This window comes from Deinococcus gobiensis I-0 (assembly GCF_000252445.1).
Classification (GTDB): Bacteria; Deinococcota; Deinococci; order Deinococcales; family Deinococcaceae; genus Deinococcus; species Deinococcus gobiensis.
On record NC_017790.1, the window covers coordinates 2456661 to 2475709 of the forward strand.

Consider the following 19049-nt stretch of genomic DNA (forward strand, 5'->3'; position numbering starts at 1 on the left):
GGGTGCGCCCAGTGTGCCCGCCTTTTGCCTAGGCGGGCTGACAGCGGCCTAAAGGCGTCTTCAGGTGTGGTCCGCCGCGCCTTCCGGCCCCGCTTCGGGGTCTTCCAGGACCGCGCGGGCGGTCGTCTCGTCCACGATCAGGGTCCGGATCAGGCCGCCGCACAGCGCCGACCGCAGGGCCAGCGCCTTGCCGGGGTCGGCCACCACGCAGACCGTCTGCGGGTGATCGCGCACCCAGGAAAGCTCGGGGCCACTGCTGCGGGCGTTCAGGTCGATGCCCGAGGCGCGGCCGTCGGCGCGGTAGAACACGGTGGCGATGTCGCCCACCGCCCCCTGACGCTCCAGGCCCGCGAGGTCCTCGGCGTCGAGGTACCCCGCCACATGCACGTGGCTGGGCGTCGACGCGCTGAAGCTGCCTACGCTGAACATGAGCACTTCGGCGGCGCGCTGCAACTCCAGCACGTGCCCCACGCTGCGCTCGCGCCACATGGCCCGGCGGGTCCCGGGGTCGTCGAAGAAGGTCGGCACCGGAAAGAGGTACGACCGCCCCCCGCAGGCGTGCGCGAAGCGCGAGAAGGTGTCGGCGACGAACCCGCTGCTGAAATCCAGGGCGCTGGCACTGCCGTTGAGCTGCACGAACTGCGTCTCGGGCAGGGCGCGCGGGGTCAGGGCCCGGCTCACGGCGTCCAGGGTGTTGCCCCAGGCCAGCCCCACCGTCATGCGCGGGCGCAGGTGCCCGCCCAGCCAGTGCGCCGCCGCCTGCGCGACCCGTTCCATCCGGGTGGCCTGCGGGCTGCCGTGCCCCGGACTGCCGGCCGGCAGGCTGACCACATGGGGCTGCAGGCCCGGCCAGCGCGCCCGCAATCCGGCCTCCAGGTGCTGGGGGTGGGCCTGCGGATCGTGGATGCGGATCTCGACCAGGCCGGTGCGCCGCGCCAGGGTGAGCAGGCGCGAGACGCGCGGGCGCGAGACGCCCAGTTCGCGGGCGATGGCGTCGGTGGTCAGGCCCTGCTGGTAATACAGCCGCGCCACCTGCACGGCCTGCACCACGTTGGGATCGGCGGCGTCCGGCAGAGGCGAGGACAGGGGCGAAGCGTCGGACATGACGCACAGCATAAGAGCGCCGGGGGCGGAGACAGGCCACCCGGCAGGAAGCCCACGACACTGCACAACTGTTCAGCCACTCTTGACAGATGTTCAGCGGCGTGGCAACGTACTCTCAACCACATTTTTTTTCTGTCCGGCAGCGGACAGCGCCGACCGGCAAGAGGGGCCGGGGGCAGGGGGAGGTCGTATGAAATTCACGGCGGCGCAGGAGTTCGTGGCAGAACTGATCGGCACGATGGTGCTGATCCTCTTCGGATGCGGGGTGGTGGCGATGGTCGTGCTGTTCGCCAGCACCAACCCCGTCATACCGGGGCAGATCGTCAACGGCGGTTACACCAACATCACCCTGGGCTGGGGCTTCGCGGTCCTCATGGGCATCCTGATCTCGGGCGGCATCAGCGGGGCGCACCTGAACCCGGCGGTCACGCTGGCGCTCGCCGTCACCAAGCGCTTTCCCTGGAGCAAGGTCGCCCACTACGTCGCCGGACAGATGATCGGCGCGTTCCTGGGCGCGGCCATCGTGTTCGCGGTGTACTACGCCAAATGGATTCAGTTCGACCCGGGCCTGGAGAGCACGACCGGCGTCTTCTCGACCTTCCCGGCCATCGCCGGCACCTTCTGGCCCGGCATGGTGGACCAGATCGTGGGCACGGCGCTGCTCGTCGCCCTGATCCTCGCCATCGGCGACAAGCTGAACAACCCGGTCGCGGCGAGCTGGGGGCCGCTGGCGGTGGCCTTCGTGGTCATGGCCATCGGCATGAGCTTCGGCGCCATGCACGGCTACGCCATCAACCCCGCGCGTGACCTCGCGCCGCGCCTGTTCGCGCTGGTGGCCGGCTTCAAGAACACCGGCTTCGAGAACGGCGTCTGGATCGTGCCGGTGGTCGGGCCGCTCGTCGGCGGCGTCGTGGGCGCCCTGATCTACGACGCGCTGATCGGCCGCTCCCTGACCCGCGCCGACGAGAGTGCCCGTCAGCTGACCGACCAGCAGGGCGTAGACCCCGAATTCAACCTCAAGCGCTAAGCGAACGGAGACTCCCGGATATGACGAACCAGAACCAGTACATCCTCGCCCTCGACCAGGGCACCACCAGCAGCCGCGCCATCGTCTTCGACCACGCCGGGGCCATCAAGTCGGTCGCCCAGAAGGAATTCCGCCAGATCTTCCCCAAACCCGGCTGGGTCGAGCACGACGCCAATGAAATCTGGAGCACCCAGAGCGGCGTGATGCAAGAAGCCCTCTCGGGCGCGGGCATCCGGGCGGGCGACGTGGCGGCCATCGGCATCACCAACCAGCGCGAGACCACCCTGGTCTGGGACCGCACGACCGGGCAGCCCATCCACAACGCCATCGTGTGGCAGGACCGCCGCACGGCCGGGTATTGCGACGAGCTGCGTGCCCAGGGCAAGGCCGAGGTGTTCCAGCAGAAAAGCGGGCTGGTGCTCGACGCCTACTTCTCGGGCACCAAGGTCAAGTGGCTGCTCGACAACGTGCCCGGCGCCCGCGAGAAGGCCGAGCGCGGCGAGCTGGCCTTCGGCACGATGGATTCCTGGCTGGTCTACAAGCTGACCGGCGGCGAGTGCCACATCACCGACGTGACCAATGCCAGCCGCACCCTGCTGTGCAACATCCATACCGGCGAGTGGGACGACGAACTGCTGGAGATCCTGGGCGTGCCGCGCAGCATGCTCCCCGAAATCCGCAGCAGCAGCGAGGTCTACGGCGAGACGAGCCAGGGCCTGCTGGGCGCGCAGGTCAAGATCGCCGGGATCGCCGGCGACCAGCAGGCCGCGACCTTCGGGCAGGCCTGCCTGGAGCCGGGCATGGCGAAGAACACCTACGGCACCGGCTGCTTCATGCTCATGAACACCGGCAAGGAGGCCGTGCCCAGCGAGAACCGCCTGCTGACCACCATCGCCTGGCGTCTGGGCGACGGCCCCATGGAGTACGCCCTGGAAGGCAGCGTGTTCGTGGCGGGCGCGGTCGTGCAGTGGCTGCGCGACGGCCTGAAGCTCATCCGCAGCAGCAGCGAGGTCGAGGCGCTGGCGAGCAGCGTCGAGAGCACCGACGGCGTGATGCTCGTGCCCGCCTTCGTGGGCCTGGGCGCGCCCTACTGGGACAGCTACGCCCGGGGCACCATCGTCGGCATGACGCGCGGCACCACCCACGCGCACATCGCCCGCGCGGCCCTGGAGGCCATCGCCTTCCAGTCGGCCGAGCTGCTCGAAGCCATGCAGAAGGACAGCGGCTCGCCCCTCAAGGAGCTGCGTGTGGACGGCGGCGCGAGCAACAACAACCTGATGATGCAGTTCCAGGCCGACATCCTGGGCGTGCCGGTCGTGCGGCCCAAGGTGACCGAGACGACTGCGCTGGGCGCGGCCTACCTCGCCGGGCTGGCGGTCGGCTACTGGCAAAGCACCGACGAGATCGCCGGGCAGTGGCAGGAAGAGCGCCGTTTCGAGCCGCAGATGGAGGCCGCCGAGCGCGAAAGATTGATGCGCCGCTGGAAGCAGGCCGTCGAGCGCTCGCGCGCCTGGGCCGAGGAAGACCAGCGGGCCTGAACCTCTCGCCCCGGCGCGCCCCCGTTTCCCTCGCCGGGAGCGGGGGCGCGACTCTTAAGAAAAGGCGACCATGCCCCCCTTGAACATCCGTTCATAATGCTTGAACATATGTTCAAAGTGTTTCGAGGCCGGGCCGGATGCCCGCCGCTCTTTCCCACAGGAGTACTGCCATGACCCCCAGACAGACCGCCGATTCCCGCCCCGCCGCGCTGAGCGCCGTCACGTCCCAGGATACCTGGGACCTCGTGGTGATCGGGGGCGGGGCCTCGGGCCTGGGCACCGCCGTCGAGGCCGCCACGCGCGGCTACAGGACGCTGCTGCTCGAGGCCTACGACTACGCCAAGGGCACGTCGAGCCGCAGCACCAAGCTCGTGCACGGCGGCGTGCGCTACCTCGCCCAGGGCAACGTGTCGCTGGTGCGCGAGGCGCTGCACGAGCGCGGGCTGCTCAAGAAGAACGCGCCGCATCTGGTCCACGACCTGGGCTTCGTCATCGCCGCCTACAAATGGTGGTCGCAGCCCTTCTACGGCATCGGCCTGAAGGTATACGACGCGCTCGCGGGCCGGCTCAACCTCCAGCCCAGCCGCCTGATCGGCCGCGACGAGGCCCTGAAGAAGATTCCGACCTTCAAGAAGGCCGGCCTCAAGGGCGGCGTGCTGTACTTCGACGGCCAGTTCGACGACTCGCGCCTCGCGGTGACGCTGCTGCGCACCCTGGAAGACCACGGCGGCGTGGCCCTGAACTACGCCCCCGTGACCGGCCTGGTCAAGGAAAAGGGCCCGGACGGCAAGGACAAGGTCGCGGGCGTGACCTTCCGCGACGAGGAAAGCGGCCAGACCCTCACCGTCCGGGCGCGCAGCGTGGTGAACGCCACGGGCGTGTTCGTGGACGACATCCGCCGCATGGACACCCCCGGCGCCAAGCCCATGCTCTCGCCCAGCCAGGGCGTGCACGTGGTCGTGGACCGCAAGTTCCTGCCGGGTGACAGCGCCATCATGGTGCCGCGCACCGACGACGGCCGGGTGCTGTTCGCCGTGCCCTGGCACGACCATGTGGTCATCGGCACGACCGACACCCCGGTCCCCGACGCCAGCCTGGAACCGCGCGCGCTGCCCGAGGAGATCGACTTCATCCTGCGCACCGCCGAGCAGTACATGGACCCGGCCCCCAGGCGCGAGGACGTGCGCAGCGTGTACGTGGGCCTGCGCCCGCTGGTGAAGAACGAGAATACCGACGGCGCGGGCAGCACGGCGGCGCTGTCGCGCGACCACATCATCCGCATCTCGGACTCGGGCCTGCTGACCCTGACGGGCGGCAAGTGGACGACCTACCGCCGCATGGGCGAGGACGCCGTGAACCGCGCCGCCGTGCTGGGCGGCCTGCCCGAGCGCCTGACCCTGACGCCGGGGTTGAAGCTGCACGGCTGGAGCAGCCCCGAGGAGACGGCCCGCCGCGCCGACCACTGGCGCGTGTACGGGTCGGACGCCGAGCGCGTGCAGGCCCTGCCCGGCGCCGACCGCCAGCTGCACCCCGAGCTGCCCTACACCGAGGCCGAGGTGCGCTGGGCCGCCCGCGCCGAGCAGGCCCGCACCGTCGAGGACGTGCTCTCGCGCCGCCTGCGGGCGCTGCTGATCGGCGCGCGCGCCAGCATCGAGGCCGCCCCGCGCGTGGCCGCCCTGCTGGCCGAGGAACTGGGCCACGACGAGGCGTGGCAGCGCGCCCAGGTCGAGGCCTACCGTCAGGTCGCCGACGGCTACGTGCTGGCCTGAGCCCGGATGGGCAGAAGGGGCGGTGGGGGGCCTGTCCCCCCACCGCCCCTTCTGCTGTCTCGCGGCCCTCAGGCCTCCGGCGCGCCGCTCCTCTCCCCTGCCCGCACGTGGGCGAGGATCAGGGTGGCGGTCGCCTCCAGGGCGTCGGTGTGGGTGCGCTCGTAGGCGTGGCTGGCGTCCACGCCGGGGCCGATGAGGGCCACGGGGTAGTCGCCGCCCGCCCGCCACGCGGCGGTGCCGTCGCTGGCGTAGTAGGGGTATAGGTCTATGCGCAGCTCCAGCCCGGCGCGGCGGGCGGCGGCGCGCAGGCGGTTTCCCAGCGCGTGGTCGTAGGGGCCGCCCGAATCGGCCACGCACAGGGTGACGTGGTGCTCGCTGCTCGTCTGGCCCTCGCCCACGGCCGCCATGTCCACCGCCACGAGTTCGTCGGTGTGGGCGGGGATACCCGTCGCCGCGCCGTGCCCGACCTCCTCGTAGGTGGTGACGTGAAAGGCGACCGTGCGCGCGGGCGGCGCGCCCAGCAGCTCGCGCGTGACCCCCAGGAACACCGCCACCGCCGCCTTGTTGTCGAGGTGCCGGGCCTTGATATACCCGGCGGGCGTCACGCGCGGCCGGGCGTCGAAGCTCACGAAATCGCCCACGCCGATGCCCAGGTTGCGCGTCTCGGAGGCGCTGCGGGTGTCCTCGTCGAGGCGCACCTCCATCACCGACGGCTCGCGCCGCAGCTCGCGCAGGGCCGGGCCGTGGACGTGGGTGGACTGCCGCACGTTCACGACCGTCCCGGTGATGGCCCGCCCCTCCTGCGTGTGCACGAGCACGTCCTCGCCCTCCACGGTGGCCCAGTCGTAGCCCCCCAGCGCCGAGAGCAGCAGCCGGCCGCTCGGCTTGATGGCCTTGACCATCGCGCCCAGGGTATCTATGTGCCCGCTGAAGGTCACGTGGCCTTCGCCCGTGCCGGGCACCTCCCAGGTCAGTGCGCCCTTGCGGGTGCGGGCAGGGGTGATGCCCAGCGCCTCCAGCTCGGCCGCGACGAGCGCAACCGCCTGTTCGGTGAAGCCGGTGGGGCTGGGTGTCTCCAACAGGCGCACGAGCATGTCGAGGGTGTATTCCAGCGGGGTCGGCACGGCGACGCGGGTCACGCGACCACCGCCGGAGCGCCGCTGACCGCGTAGCCCAGATCGCGCGCGCGCGCGGCCGTGTGTTCCAGCGTTTCCTCGTCCAGGCCGAGCAGCTCCAGCCCGCGCACGCCGCGCGCGCGCAGCTCGGCGTCCAGGTCCGTACCGGCGAAGGCGTCGGGGTGCACGGCGCGCACCAGCACCTCGCCCTCCTCGGCGTGGAAATCGGGGTACAGCGTCCAGGCGCGCGAGAAGGTCGCGTGGTCTGTGCCCGCCTCACCGTCCCACTGCACGAAAACGAGCAGGTGACCGGCCTCGCGGGCACGGCTCACCTGCCGGTTCCAGCCGAGGGTCAGTTCGCGCTCGTCGGCGCGCCCCTCCAGTTGGGAACGCTGCGCGCTGAGCAGCACCAGGGCCTGCGACGTGGATGACATCGCGCGGATGATAGCGGAGAGCGGGAGGGCGCAGGGGACGGAAGAGGGCCTCTGTGCCCGGCCAGCGTCCCGCGCCGGCGCCCTGCTCCGGCTACTCCTGGCCCTCGCGCACCGTCATGATGCTCAGGCCGGCGTCCACGTACATGGTCTGGCCGGTGACGCCTGTGCCCAGGTCGGAGAGCAGGAACAGGGCCAGCTTGCCGACCTCCTCGGAGGTGGCGTTACGCCCGAAGGCGGCGTTGCGCGCCCCCTTGTCGTACAGGCCGCTGAAGCCGGGGATGCTGCGCGCGGCGATGGTGCGCATGGGACCGGCGCTGATGGTATTCACGCGGATCTCGCGCGGGCCGAAGTCGGCGGCGAGGTAACGGGTGGCGGCTTCCAGGGCCGCCTTCGCCACACCCATCACGTTGTACTTGGGCACGACCTGCTGCGAGGCGTGGTAGGTCAGGCTCACGATGCTCGCGCCGTCGCGCAGCAGCGGCTCGGCGTGGCGGGCCGCCGATACCAGCGTATAGGCGCTCACGCTCAGGGCGGTGTTCCAGTCCTCGGCCGAGGTGTCCAGGAAGCGGTTTTCCATGGCCCCGCGCGGCGCGAAGGCGATGGAATGCACCAGGATGTCCAGCGTGCCGAATTCCTCCTTGGCCCGGGCGAACAGGGCGGCCATCTCTTCTTCGTTCGTGGCGTCGGCCTGCTGAATCCAGGTGCCGCCGTGCCCGGCGGTCAGTTTTTCCAGCTCGGGCTTGAGCCGCTCGCCCTGGTACGAAAAGCCCACGCGGCAGCCGGCGGCCAGCAGTTGTTCGGCGATGGCCCAGCCCAGGCTGCGCGCGTTCGCCACGCCCATCACCAGGGCCGTTTTGGAAGAAAGGTCAACCGTCACACTCATACCCCCGACTCTAGCGCGGCGGGGGGGAGGGGCGCTGAAGCGGGTGCAAGTTGACGTGCCGGGGCGAAGGGCCGCGCGCCGGGCCCGATGCTCTAGGCTGTCGCCATGACGAGCGGCCTGGCCCTGTCCCTGCTGCGTGCGCCCAACCTGGGGGCGGCGCACGCCTTCAGCACCCGCGCGGGCGGCGTGTCGCGCGGTCCCTACGGCGGCCTGAACCTCGACGACCGCGCCGACGACCCCGGCGACGTGGCCGAGAACCGGGCCCGGCTGGCCGCCGCCCTGGGCTTCTCGCCCACGCAGGTCGCGCGGCTCGACCAGGTCCACGGCATCGAGGTCGTGACCGCGCGCTCGGGCGGCCTCTGGACCGGCGACGCCCTGGTCAGCGACCGGCCGGGCGTGCTGCTCGCCATCGGCACGGCCGACTGCTACCCCCTGCTGCTGGCCGACGAGGAGGCCGGCGTCGTCGGCGCGGCCCACGCGGGCTGGAAGGGCACACTGGGCCGCATCGGGGCGGCGACCGTGCGGGCCATGACCGCCCTGGGCGCGCGCCCGGAACGTGTACGCGCGGCGGTCGGCCCCGGCATCTGCGGCGCGCAGTACGCGGTCGGGGAGGACGTGGCCCGGCAGTTCTGGGAAGCGGGCCTGGGCGACTTCGTGCTGGAGGAGGGCGGGCCGCCCCACCTCGACCTCGCGGGGGCCAACCTCGCCGTACTGCGGGAAGCGGGCGTCCGGGACGTGTGGGTGTCGGGGCGGTGCAGCACCGAGGCCGACTTCTACTCGTACCGGCGCGACGCAGGCGTCACGGGACGGATGTGGGCCGTGATCGGCCGGCCGGAGGCGCAGGCATGAGCCTCTTTCGCCCTCGCGACGTCATTGACCACGTCGCGCAGATCACCCCGCATTTCCTGGCGGCGCGTGGCCTGAACGGCCTGCTCCTCGACCTCGACAACACCCTGGTGCCCTACGGCAGCTACGCCGAGGAAGGCGAGATGGTGCGCTGGGCGGGCGAGCTGCGCAGCGCGGGCGTGGGGTTGTACCTGCTGAGCAACGCCACCGGCAAGCGCGCGAGCTTCTGGATCTCGCGTCTGGGCTTCGCGGGCGTGGGCATGGCGGGCAAGCCCAACCCGCGCGCCTTCCGCAAGGCGCTGGACGCCCTGGCGCTGCCGCCGCACGCGGTCGGCATGGTGGGCGACCAGGTGTTCACCGACGTGCTGGGCGGCAACCTCGCGGGGATGCACACCATCCTGGTGCGCCCGCTGGCGGTCAATGCCCTGCCGCATACCCGCGCCGCGCGCCGACTGGAACGGCTGGTGCTGCGCCGTTACGGCCACGACTGGGAGCCGGGCCGAAGAAGGTAGGCCGGGGGCCGGGACCGCTCGGCCGCCGCCTGGCCCGCGCACCACCGGCCGAAAGCAAGTTGTGACAAGCCTCCCGCTAGCCTGAGCCGTGGCAAGCCCTGAATTTTCCTGCCGGGCCGCTCACGCGGCGGCGGGCAGTGCATGGAGGAACGGACTGTGGCTCTTTCGATAGGTGACCGGCGCTTGGGTGCCATCTTGCTCGAACAGGGGTACGTCAACGACACGGACCTGCAAAAGGCCCTGGCGCGGCACGCCGAGGTGGGGGGCCGCCTGGCCGACGTGCTGATCGACTCGGGTGTGGTGGCCGAGAAGCGCATCGCGCGGGCCATCGAGGAGGCGCTGGGCATCCCGCTCGTGAACCTCATGGCCGTGACCCCCGAGCCCGAGGCGCTGCGGGCGGTGCAGCCGCAGACCGCCATGAGTGTCCAGGCCTTTCCCTTCGCCCTCGACGGCGGAACGCTGCGGGTGGCGCTGGTGGACCCGCTGTCCAGCCTCGCCATCGAGGCGCTGGAGGACGACAGCGGCCTGAACATCGAGCCGTATCAGGCGCTGCGCGAGGAGGTGCTGTGGTGCCTCGCCACGCACTACCCCGAACTGCGGCTTCAGGCCCAGGCACCCAGCGAGGAGGCCGGCGGGACGCGCGCCCAGCTCGGCCAGCGCCTCATTGCCGCCGGGCTGATCAACGACGCGCAGCTTCAGGTGGCGCTCGACATCCAGCAGCAGACCGGCGTCGCGCTGGGCGGCGTGCTCATCGAGCAGGGCCTGATCACCGAGGCCCAGCTCTACACGCAGCTCGCCGAGCAGGCGGGCGTGCCCTTCCTGCCCGAACCGCGCGGTTTCCAGCCGACCGAGGACGTGCTGGGCAGCATGCTGCGCGCCGACGCGCTGCGGCTCTCGGCGGTGCCCATCGACGAGACGGCGCAGGGCGTGACCGTCATCACCAGCGACCTGCGCAAGCGCGCCGACATCGCGGCGCTGGTGGGCCAGAACGTGCAGTTCATGCTGGCGCAGCCGCGCGACATCGAGCGGCTCATCGAGGAGTTCTACCCGCAGCGCGGCCGCCTGGGCGAACAGCTCGTGCAGCAGGGCACGCTGTCCCGCGCGCAGCTGCGCGAGGCGCTGCACGTCCAGGCCCGCGACAGCAAGGTCAAGCCGCTGGGCGAGGTGATCCTGGACCTGGGGTTCGCCACGGCCGAGGAAGTGGACGGCGCGCTGCAAAAGCAGAACGTGGGCGGCGGCCGCCTGGAAGACACGCTGGTGCAGTCGGGCAAGCTCTCGCCCGAGATGCTGGCGCGCTCGCTGGCCGCGCAGCTCGGCTACGAGTTCCTCGACCCGGTCCAGAACCCGCCCGACGCCAAGGTCGCGCTGATGATCCCCGAGAGCACCGCGCGGCGCTACGTGGTCGTGCCGGTGCGCATCCAGGGCGACAGCCTCGTCGTCGCCATGAAGGACCCGCGCAACGTGTTCGCGCTCGACGACCTCAAGCTCCTCACCGGCCGCGAGATCGTGCCCGCCGTGATGGCGGAGAAGGACATCGTCCGCCTGATCGAACGCTATTTCGGCAACCAGGACATGGCGAACCTCAACCAGCGCCTCGTCAAGGAGAGCGCCAAGCGCGAGACGGCGGTGGACCTCGACCTCTCGGCGGGCCTGGACGACAACGCCGTGGTCCGGGTCGTGGACAACCTGATCCGCGAGGCGGCGTTGCAGGAAGCCAGCGATATCCACATCGAACCGACCGAGACCTCCGTGCGGGTGCGCTACCGCATCGACGGCGTACTGCGCGAGCAGGCCGAGCTGCCCAAGGGCGCGGCCCAGAGCCTGCTGGCCCGCATCAAGATCATGGGGCACCTCGACATCGCCGAGCGCCGCATTCCGCAGGACGGCCGCGTGCGCTTCCGCAAGGGCAGCATCGACATCGACCTGCGCCTCTCGACCCTGCCCACCGTCTACGGCGAGAAGGCCGTGATGCGTCTGCTGCAGAAGGCCAGCAACATCCCCGAGGTCGAGCAGCTCGGCTTTTCCGAATACAACATCCAGCGCTACTCGGACGTGATCGAGAAGCCCAACGGCATCTTCCTGGTGACGGGACCCACAGGGTCGGGCAAGTCCTTCACCAGTTTTTCCACCCTCAAGCGCATCGCGCGCCCCGAAAAGAACACCACGACCATCGAGGACCCGGTCGAGTACGAGATTCCGGGCATTAACCAGTCGCAGGTGAACAACGCGGCCGGCATGACCTTCGCCCGCGCCCTGCGCGCCTTCCTGCGTCAGGACCCTGACATCATCTTCGTGGGGGAAATCCGCGACACCGAGACGGCCGAGATCGCGGTCGAGGCGGCGCTCACCGGCCACCTCGTGCTGGCGACCCTGCACACCAACGACGCCCCCGGCGCGGTGACCCGTCTGGAGGAGATGGGCGTGGAGCCCTTCAACATCTCGGCCGCCGTGGCGGGGGTGCTCGCGCAGCGCCTCGTGCGCCGGGTCTGCACCGAGTGCAAGGCCCCCACCAACGCCGACCCCGACGTGCTGCGCCGCCTGGGCATCGCCGAGCGCGACCTGCGCGGGGCCCAGCTCATGCGCGGGGCGGGCTGCCCTCGCTGCGGGGGCACCGGCTACAAGGGCCGCATGGGCATCCACGAACTGATGGTCGTGGACGAGCCGCTGCGCGCCGCCATCGGGGCCGGGCGTTCCTCGGCCGAGATCCGCGACGTGGCGATGGAAAAGAGCGGCATGAAGACGCTACGTCAGGACGGCATCGAGAAGGCGCTGCAAGGCCTGACCACCCTCGAAGAAGTGCTGGCCGTCACCTCCAGCTGAAGTCCACCGTGATCGACCTCCGGAGCACAGAACAGACCGGAGAGCGGAAAGGTCCCGTTCCCGGGGGCCACGTCTCCGCCAGCCCCCTCTCTCCTTCCCCCTTTCCCGCCTGAACGGAGTTGCCCATGAGCCCAGCCGACATCACCGACATCCTGCGCCACGCCGCCGAGACCGGGGCCTCCGACGTGATCCTCACGGTCGGGATGCCCCCGCAGTTCAAGATTTCCGGGGTCTACAGCAGCCAGAACTTCGAGGAACTGACGCCCCCCGACACCCGCAAACTGATGTACTCGATGATGAACGAGCGCCAGCAGCGGACCTTCGAGGAACGCCGCGAGCTGGACTTCTCGTTCGCGCTGGGCGAGAAGGCCCGTTTCCGCGTGAACACCTTCATGCAGCGCGGCTACGTGGGCGGCGTCATGCGTCTCATTCCCACCAAGATCCGCAGCGCGCAGGACATGGGGCTGCCGCAGTCGGTGGTGGACATCGCCAGCGCGCCGCGCGGCCTGGTCCTCGTGACCGGCCCCACCGGCTCGGGCAAGAGCACCACGCTCGCGGCGATGATCGACCACATCAACAGCACCAAGAAGCTGCACATCGTGACCATCGAAGACCCCATCGAGTTCATGCACTCGCATAAACAGAGCATCATCAACCAGCGCGAGGTGGGGGCCGACACCCTGAGCTTCAACGACGCCCTGCGCGCCGCGCTGCGTCAGGCCCCCGACGTGATCCTGGTGGGCGAAATGCGCGACTACGAGACCATCAAGGCCGCCGTGACCGCCGCCGAAACCGGGCACCTCGTGATGGGCACGCTGCACACCAACTCGGCCCCCGAATCGGTCGACCGTATCGTGGACGTGTTCCCCGAGGAGCAGCAGGAGCAGATCCGCGTGCAGCTCGCCAACAACCTCGTGGCGGTCATGACCCAGCAGCTCCTGCCGCGCCTCGACGGCCAGGGGCGCGCCCTCGCCTACGAACTGCTGATCGCCAACCCGGCCGTGCGGGCACTGATCCGCGAGGGCAAGACCTACCAGCTCACCAGCGTCATGCAGACCGGCTCGCGCGAGGGCATGGTCACCATGGACGCCTTCCTGGCGAACCTGTACCGCCGCCGCGTCATCAGCTACGACGCGGGCCTGGAGCGCGCCATCGACCCCAAGGAATACGCCCGACTGGCGAACGACGCCACGGCCAACCTCGGGGCAGCGGGCCAGTACGCGCCGCCGGCCCCCAGCGCCCCGGCGGGCGGCGGCTACGCCCAGGGCGCGGGGCTGGGACGCGGCGACGTGGGCCGGGGGGGCCTGACCCAGACCTCCGTTCCGGCGGGCGACAGCAAGCCGCCGTTCGGGCGGCGGTAGACGGGAAGACCGGGAAGGGGGGGTGAGGCGGCAGAAAGCACCCCACTTTTCTGAAGAGCCTTCCTGCGGAAGTGCTGAGCGACGCACGATAGAAAGAATTCGCCGGCCTCATCTGGCAGGTCGGGCCAGCTCAAATCGCCCCGACGGCTGGACGCTGTCCTGGCAACCTTCACCCTCCGCATAACGACGGCCGTCTACCGCGCCTACGCCACCACACGCCGGAGCGAGCCGAGCGATCTCCCGATACATGGAGCGCATCGGCCCCCGCGCAGATCTGTTCCCAAAACGCCTGTCTACGAAACTGCGGAGGGACCATCTGGATCACCAGACGGTTGACCTGCGCGGTTTCTTCTGACTCCACATGCCCTCGGTCGGTGCGCCGCAGGGCCGGGCCGGCTCCAGCACCTGAGCTGAGATTAATTCGTCAGAGAATGGGCGTATTCTGAGAACACATGAACCCTTTCTCAAGCCTTCCGGCTCTGTCCTGACGGTCTGTCGCTCCTGCACCCCGCCTGTCCGGGTGCCGGGTGCTCGGCCATGCGTGTCGGGGCGGCTGTCACACCCCAGTCCGGTCATCCGGGTCGCCGCGCTCCCTCGCCTGTTCACCTGTCCGCAGCCCCCTCCCTGCCTGAGCTGAACAAAGGACTGCATCCATGAGAAAAGCGACCCTGCGTGAACACCTCCGCTACCGCTTCGACAACACCATGTCCCGCGGCCCGGCCGCCATGATCGGCTGGCTCTTCCTGCTCTCCGTCCTCATGATCGTCGCCGTGTCGGTGTTCGTCCAGCTCACGCGGCAGGTGCCGCTCGCGGCGGACGACCGGCCGATCGGCTTCGGCGGGTTGCTGTGGTGGAACCTGATGCGCGCCCTGGATTCCGGCGCCATCGGCAGCGACCAGGGGACGCCGCTGTTCCTGGCGACCATGTTCGTGATGACCCTGGGCGGCATCTTCCTGGTCAGCATGCTGATCGGCGTCGTGACCAGCGGTATTGAAGCGAGGCTGGAGGAACTCCGCAAGGGCCGCTCCTTCGTGGCCGAAGAGGGGCATACCCTGATCCTGGGCTGGTCGCCGCACGTGTTCACCATCCTGTCCGAACTCGTGACGGCAAATGCCAATCAGCGCCGTCCCTGCGTGGTCATCCTCGCCGAGAAGGACAAGGTCGAAATGGACGACGAGTTGCGGGCCCGTCTGGGTTCGACCGGGCGTACCCGCGTGGTGTGCCGCACCGGCAGTCCGCTCGACCTGGCCGATCTGGAAATCGCCAACCCGCACGCCGCCCGCGCAATCATCATCCTGGCGCCCGAGGACGACAAGGCGGACACCAGCGTCATCAAAGGGCTGCTCGCCATCACGAACAACCCCAAACGCCGCGCCGCGCCCTACCACATCGTGGCCGAGATCCGCGATTCCCAGAACGTCGAGGCCGCCCGTCTGGCGGGCCGCGACGAGGCGAGTCTGGTGCTCGTCGACGACCTGATCTCCCGCATCATGGTGCAGACCTGTCGCCAGTCCGGCCTGTCGGTCGTGTATATGGACCTGCTGGACTTCGGCGGCGACGAGATCTACTTCGCGCCCCCGACCGCCGTGGCAGGGCAGACCTTCGGTCAGGCCCTGTTCGCGTTCCCGGACTCCGCCCTGATCGGCCTGCACTTCGCGGATGGCCGCATCGTCCTGAATCCGCCGATGGAGACGGTCATCGCGCCAGATGACCGGGTCATCGCCATTTCGGCCGACGACGACACGGTCAGGGCCCAGGCAGGCCTGTTCCCCTTCGACGAGGCGGCGATCCAGGCTCCGGTGCGCCGCGCGCAGCAGCCTGAGCGTACCCTTATCCTCGGCTGGAACGAGCGGGCCCCGACGGTCATCGCCGAGCTTGACCGGTATGTCATGCCGGACTCGGCCCTGAGCGTGGTCACCGACGATCCGGCGGCGCTGGAGACGCTGACGCTCCTCCAGGACTCGCTGACGAACCTGTCCCTGCAAACGCACCTGGGCGATACGACCGACCGCCGGACGCTCGACCAGCTCAGCCCCGGCAGCTACGACCACATCATCACCCTGTCCTCTTCCGACAGCCTCGACGTGCAGCAGGCGGACGGCCGGACCCTGGTCACGCTGCTGCACCTGCGGGACATGGCCAGCCGCGCCGAGCAGGACTACTCTATCGTCTCGGAGATGCTCGACGTCCGTAACCGCGAGCTGGCGCAGGTCACCCAGGCGGACGATTTCATCGTCTCCGACCGGCTGGTGAGCCTGCTGATCTCGCAGATCGCCGAAAACGCCGCCCTGAAGGCGGTCTTCGACGAGCTCTTCCGCGCCGAGGGTTCGGAAATCTACCTGAAGCCCGCCGGGGAGTACGTGACCCTGGGGACGCCCCTCACCTTCTACACCGTTCTCGAGGCCGCGCGGCGACGGGGCGAGGTCGCCATCGGTTATCGCCTCAAGGCGGAGGCCGATCTGCCTGGGCGGTCCTACGGCGTCCATCTGAACCCGGTCAAATCCGCCACGCTGGAGTTGTCGGTTTACGACCGTGTCATCGTGCTGGCGGAGGCCTGAGCTGGATCAGCCGACCGTCGTACCAGAAGCTCCTGTTGCTCGTGGGCCATTCGGACGGGCTTCAGGCGGCACTGACCGGGAGAATCGGACAGCCGTTGCGCCTCTTCTGAAGAGCCTGGGGCCGGGGGAACGAGATGGGCCGGGGGCACTTGGTCTCGGCGCGTTCCACCCTGCCCTGTGCAGGAGGCTCTCGAATATTCCGATTCTTGCCCAGGGTCGTAAAAGGGCAGGAAACCCTCCGCCAGCCTGAGCCGTGGGGTGCAGGTCGTCCGGATCGCCTCTTCCACTCTTTCCGTTCGACCAAGACCGCTTCCACCCATGCGGAAGTGTCGTCGCCGTCTTCGACACCGCGTCTGAAGCGCTGGGATTCGACTTCAGCCTGTGACCCGCCCGGCAACACCGCTGTGCTCCTGCGCACGGCGTCCGCCCTTCTCCTTTCCACGAAGTCGCCCCAATAAAACGTCCCCTCCTTGAACTGGAGGGGACGTTCTATCAGGAGTGCGCTTTACGCGCCGGGCTGCTTGGTCAGGCTCTGGCCCTGGGTGGGGGGCATGGGGGTCTGGCCTTCGCCCTCGGGCTTGGGCAGCAGCAGCAGGTCGAGAACCTGACCCACGCGCTCAACGGTATGCACGCGCAGGTCACCCAGGATGCTCTCGGGCACGTCCTGCAGGTGCGGCTCGTTATCCTTGGGGATGATGACCTCACGGATGCCGCCCTGGTGGGCCGCCAGCAGCTTTTCCTTCACGCCGCCGATGGGCAGCACGCGGCCACGCAGGCTGATCTCTCCGGTCATGGCGACGTCCAGGCGCACGGGGCGGCCGGTCACGGCGCTGATGACGGCAGTGGCGATGGTGATACCTGCGCTGGGGCCGTCCTTGGGCGTCGCGCCGTCGGGGAAGTGGACGTGCAGGTCCATCGTCTTGTGGAAGTCGGGGTCCGCACCGTACTCGGCGGCGTGCGCACGCAGGTAGGTGACGGCCGCGCCCACGCTTTCCTTCATCACGTCGCCCAGCGAGCCGGTCATGCTGATCTTGCCGTTGCCGGGGGTCGCCAGCGCCTCGACGAGCAGCATGGTACCGCCCACGCTCGTCCAGGCCAGGCCCTGCGCCACACCGACCTGGGGCTCTTTCTCCATCTTGTCGGGGCGGTGCATCGGCACGCCGAGGTAATCGGGGATCTGCGCGGCGTCGATCACGCGCAGGCCCTCCCAGGGCCGTTCGAGCAGTTCGCGGGCGGCCTTGCGGGCCAGCTTGCTGATCTGGCGGTCGAGGTTACGCACGCCGCTCTCGGCGGTGTATTCCTCGACGATGCGGTTCAGGGCCGCGTCGGTGATCTCCAGGCGGCCGGTCAGGCCATGCGACTTGATCTGCCGGGGCACGCGGTAACGCTTGGCGATCTCCACCTTCTCGGGCTGGGTGTAGCCCGGAATCTGGATGATCTCCATGCGGTCGAGCAGCGGCCGGGGAATCGTCTGGAGGCTGTTGGCCGTCGTGATGAACATGACCTGCGACAGGTCGTAGGGCACTTCGAGGTAGTGGTCCTGGAAGGTGTGGTTCTGCTCGGGGTCCAGGACTTCGAGCATCGCGCTGCTGGGGTCGCCGCGCCAGTCGCTGCTCATCTTGTCGATCTCGTCGAGCAGGATGATCGGGTTGGTCACGCCGGCCGTCTTCATCGCCTGGATGATGCGCCCGGGCATCGAACCGATGTAGGTGCGGCGGTGGCCGCGAATCTCGGCCTCGTCACGCACGCCGCCCAGCGCCATGCGCACGAACTTGCGGTTGAGGCTGCGGGCGATGCTCTTGCCCAGCGAGGTCTTGCCGACGCCGGGAGGGCCCACGAGCACCAGGATCGGCGCGCGCAGTTCGGCGTCGTCGGTGCGCTCCTCGGCGCTGCGCTCCTGGCGCTGCTCCTCGGTTTCACCGGGCTTGTGCGTGAGCTGGCGCACGGCCAGGAATTCCAGGATGCGGTCCTTCACGTCGCCCAGGGCGTAGTGGTCGGCGTCCAGGATTTCGCGGGTGCGGGCGATGTCGAGGATTTCCTCGTCGCGCTTGCTCCAAGGCACGTCGGTGAGCCAGTCGATGTAGTTGCGCACGACCGTGCTCTCGGGGCTGCCGCCGGGGGTACGCTCCAGGCGTTGCAGTTCCTTGAGGGCCTTTTCCTTGACCGAGTCGGGCATGCCCGCACCCTCGATCTTCTCGCGCAGGGCCTCGACCTCGGCGGGGCCGTCCTCGCCGCCGCCGAGTTCCTTGCCGATGGCCTTCATCTGCTCGCGCAGGTAGTACTCGCGCTGGTTGGCGTCCATCTGTTCCTTGACGCGCCCCGCGATCTTCTTGTCCATGTTGAAGCGCTCGGTGTCGCGCGCCAGCAGCTTGAGGACGGCTTCCAGGCGCTCGCGCAGGCCCACGGCGGCCAGCACGTCCTGCTTTTCCTCGGGCGTCCAGGTGGCGTGGTGCGCGACCTGATCGCTCAGCGCGCCCGCATCGGTCAGGTTCTTCAGGCCTTCGAGCTGGTAGTTGTCCAGGCGCAGGTTCTTGTTCTGGCGCTGGTACTCCTCGAAGGCCGACTTGACCTCGGCGGCCAGCACGGTCACCTCGCGGCTGTCGTCGGCCGGGGTGGGCTGCGTCTCGGCGCGCACCCGCATGTAGGCGCTGGGCACCTCGTCCTGGACCAGGGCACGTTCCTGGGCCTCGACGAGCACCTGATAGGTGTTGTCGGGCATACGCACGACCTGCTTGACCACGGCCAGCACGCCCATCTCGTACAGCTCGGCGCGGGTGGGGTCGTCGGTGCGCGCGTCACGTTGGGTGAGCAGCAGCACGCGGCGGTCGCTGGCCTGCGCCTCGTCCACGGCACGCTTGCTCTTGGGGCGTCCCACGTCGACGTTCATGGTGACGCCGGGCAGGATGACTATGTTTCTCAGGGCGACTACGGGAAGTTCCCAGATCATGTTCTCTCCTTAGAAACCGCTCCCTTAGGCGCGGGAATGTTTGAGTCTACCGGGGGATCACCAAGCTAAAAATACCCCCGTCTACGGTGTCCAGAGAGTCTAGGCACCATGACGGGGAAAAGCTGTAATCTACGT

13 protein-coding genes are annotated in these 19049 nt (G+C 69.4%); 8 read left to right on the forward strand and 5 right to left on the reverse strand.

All coding sequences use genetic code 11. The features are described 5' to 3' along the window. Positions 1 to 60 precede the first annotated feature (60 nt). Positions 61 to 1104, reverse strand: coding sequence for a sugar-binding transcriptional regulator (locus tag DGO_RS11665; RefSeq protein WP_083847364.1), 1044 nt, complete (start codon positions 1102 to 1104; stop codon positions 61 to 63). Positions 1105 to 1294: 190 nt separating this feature from the next. Here DGO_RS11665 and DGO_RS11670 point away from each other — a divergent pair, with 190 nt between their 5' ends. The 3 genes from DGO_RS11670 (at position 1295) to DGO_RS11680 (ending at position 5438) form a co-directional block, all read left to right on the forward strand. After that, positions 1295 to 2131 carry an MIP/aquaporin family protein gene (locus tag DGO_RS11670; protein ID WP_014685726.1) on the forward strand — a complete coding sequence of 279 codons (837 nt, stop codon included), beginning with the start codon at positions 1295 to 1297 and terminating at the stop codon, positions 2129 to 2131. A gap of 20 nt (positions 2132 to 2151) precedes the next feature. Beyond that, positions 2152 to 3669, forward strand: coding sequence for a glycerol kinase GlpK (gene glpK, locus DGO_RS11675; protein ID WP_043802195.1), 1518 nt, complete (start codon positions 2152 to 2154; stop codon positions 3667 to 3669). 170 nt (positions 3670 to 3839) lie between these two features. Next, the gene (locus DGO_RS11680; RefSeq protein WP_043802197.1) at positions 3840 to 5438 is read left to right on the forward strand and encodes a glycerol-3-phosphate dehydrogenase/oxidase; all 1599 of its coding nucleotides are present in this window, start codon (positions 3840 to 3842) and stop codon (positions 5436 to 5438) included. A gap of 68 nt (positions 5439 to 5506) precedes the next feature. Here the strand turns inward: DGO_RS11680 and DGO_RS11685 are convergent, their stop codons facing one another. The 3 genes from DGO_RS11685 to DGO_RS11695 form a co-directional block, all read right to left on the reverse strand. Beyond that, positions 5507 to 6532, reverse strand: a complete 1026-nt coding sequence (locus tag DGO_RS11685; protein WP_014685729.1) for a M42 family metallopeptidase — start codon at positions 6530 to 6532, stop codon at positions 5507 to 5509. Positions 6533 to 6573: 41 nt separating this feature from the next. Continuing rightward, the gene (locus tag DGO_RS11690) at positions 6574 to 6987 is read right to left on the reverse strand and encodes an isochorismatase family protein (RefSeq protein WP_043802199.1); all 414 of its coding nucleotides are present in this window, start codon (positions 6985 to 6987) and stop codon (positions 6574 to 6576) included. Positions 6988 to 7078: 91 nt separating this feature from the next. Then, positions 7079 to 7870: an enoyl-ACP reductase FabI gene (locus DGO_RS11695; RefSeq protein ID WP_014685731.1), complete on the reverse strand. Its 792-nt coding sequence runs from the start codon at positions 7868 to 7870 to the stop codon at positions 7079 to 7081. Between the two features lie 105 nt (positions 7871 to 7975). Here DGO_RS11695 and pgeF point away from each other — a divergent pair, with 105 nt between their 5' ends. The 5 genes from pgeF to DGO_RS11720 all read left to right on the forward strand — a co-directional run bounded on the left by pgeF (position 7976) and on the right by DGO_RS11720 (position 15967). After that, positions 7976 to 8719: a peptidoglycan editing factor PgeF gene (pgeF, locus tag DGO_RS11700; protein WP_043802202.1), complete on the forward strand. Its 744-nt coding sequence runs from the start codon at positions 7976 to 7978 to the stop codon at positions 8717 to 8719. Further along, positions 8716 to 9228: a YqeG family HAD IIIA-type phosphatase gene (locus DGO_RS11705; protein ID WP_014685733.1), complete on the forward strand. Its 513-nt coding sequence runs from the start codon at positions 8716 to 8718 to the stop codon at positions 9226 to 9228. The genes pgeF and DGO_RS11705 overlap by 4 nt, the downstream gene beginning before the upstream one ends. 156 nt (positions 9229 to 9384) lie before the next feature. Next, positions 9385 to 12048 (forward strand): type II/IV secretion system protein, encoded by a 2664-nt coding sequence (locus DGO_RS11710; protein WP_014685734.1) that lies wholly within the window; start codon positions 9385 to 9387, stop codon positions 12046 to 12048. 125 nt (positions 12049 to 12173) lie between these two features. Beyond that, entirely contained in the window at positions 12174 to 13409 is a 1236-nt protein-coding gene (locus DGO_RS11715) for a type IV pilus twitching motility protein PilT (RefSeq protein ID WP_043802203.1), read from the forward strand. Between the two features lie 653 nt (positions 13410 to 14062). Continuing rightward, on the forward strand, positions 14063 to 15967 hold the full coding sequence (locus DGO_RS11720; RefSeq protein ID WP_014685736.1) for a CASTOR/POLLUX-related putative ion channel: 1905 nt from the start codon (positions 14063 to 14065) through the stop codon (positions 15965 to 15967). A gap of 505 nt (positions 15968 to 16472) precedes the next feature. Here DGO_RS11720 and lon read toward each other — a convergent pair. After that, a complete protein-coding gene (gene lon, locus DGO_RS11725) occupies positions 16473 to 18914 on the reverse strand; it encodes an endopeptidase La (RefSeq protein WP_014685737.1) in 2442 nt (813 codons plus the stop codon). Between the last annotated feature and the right edge of the window lie 135 nt (positions 18915 to 19049).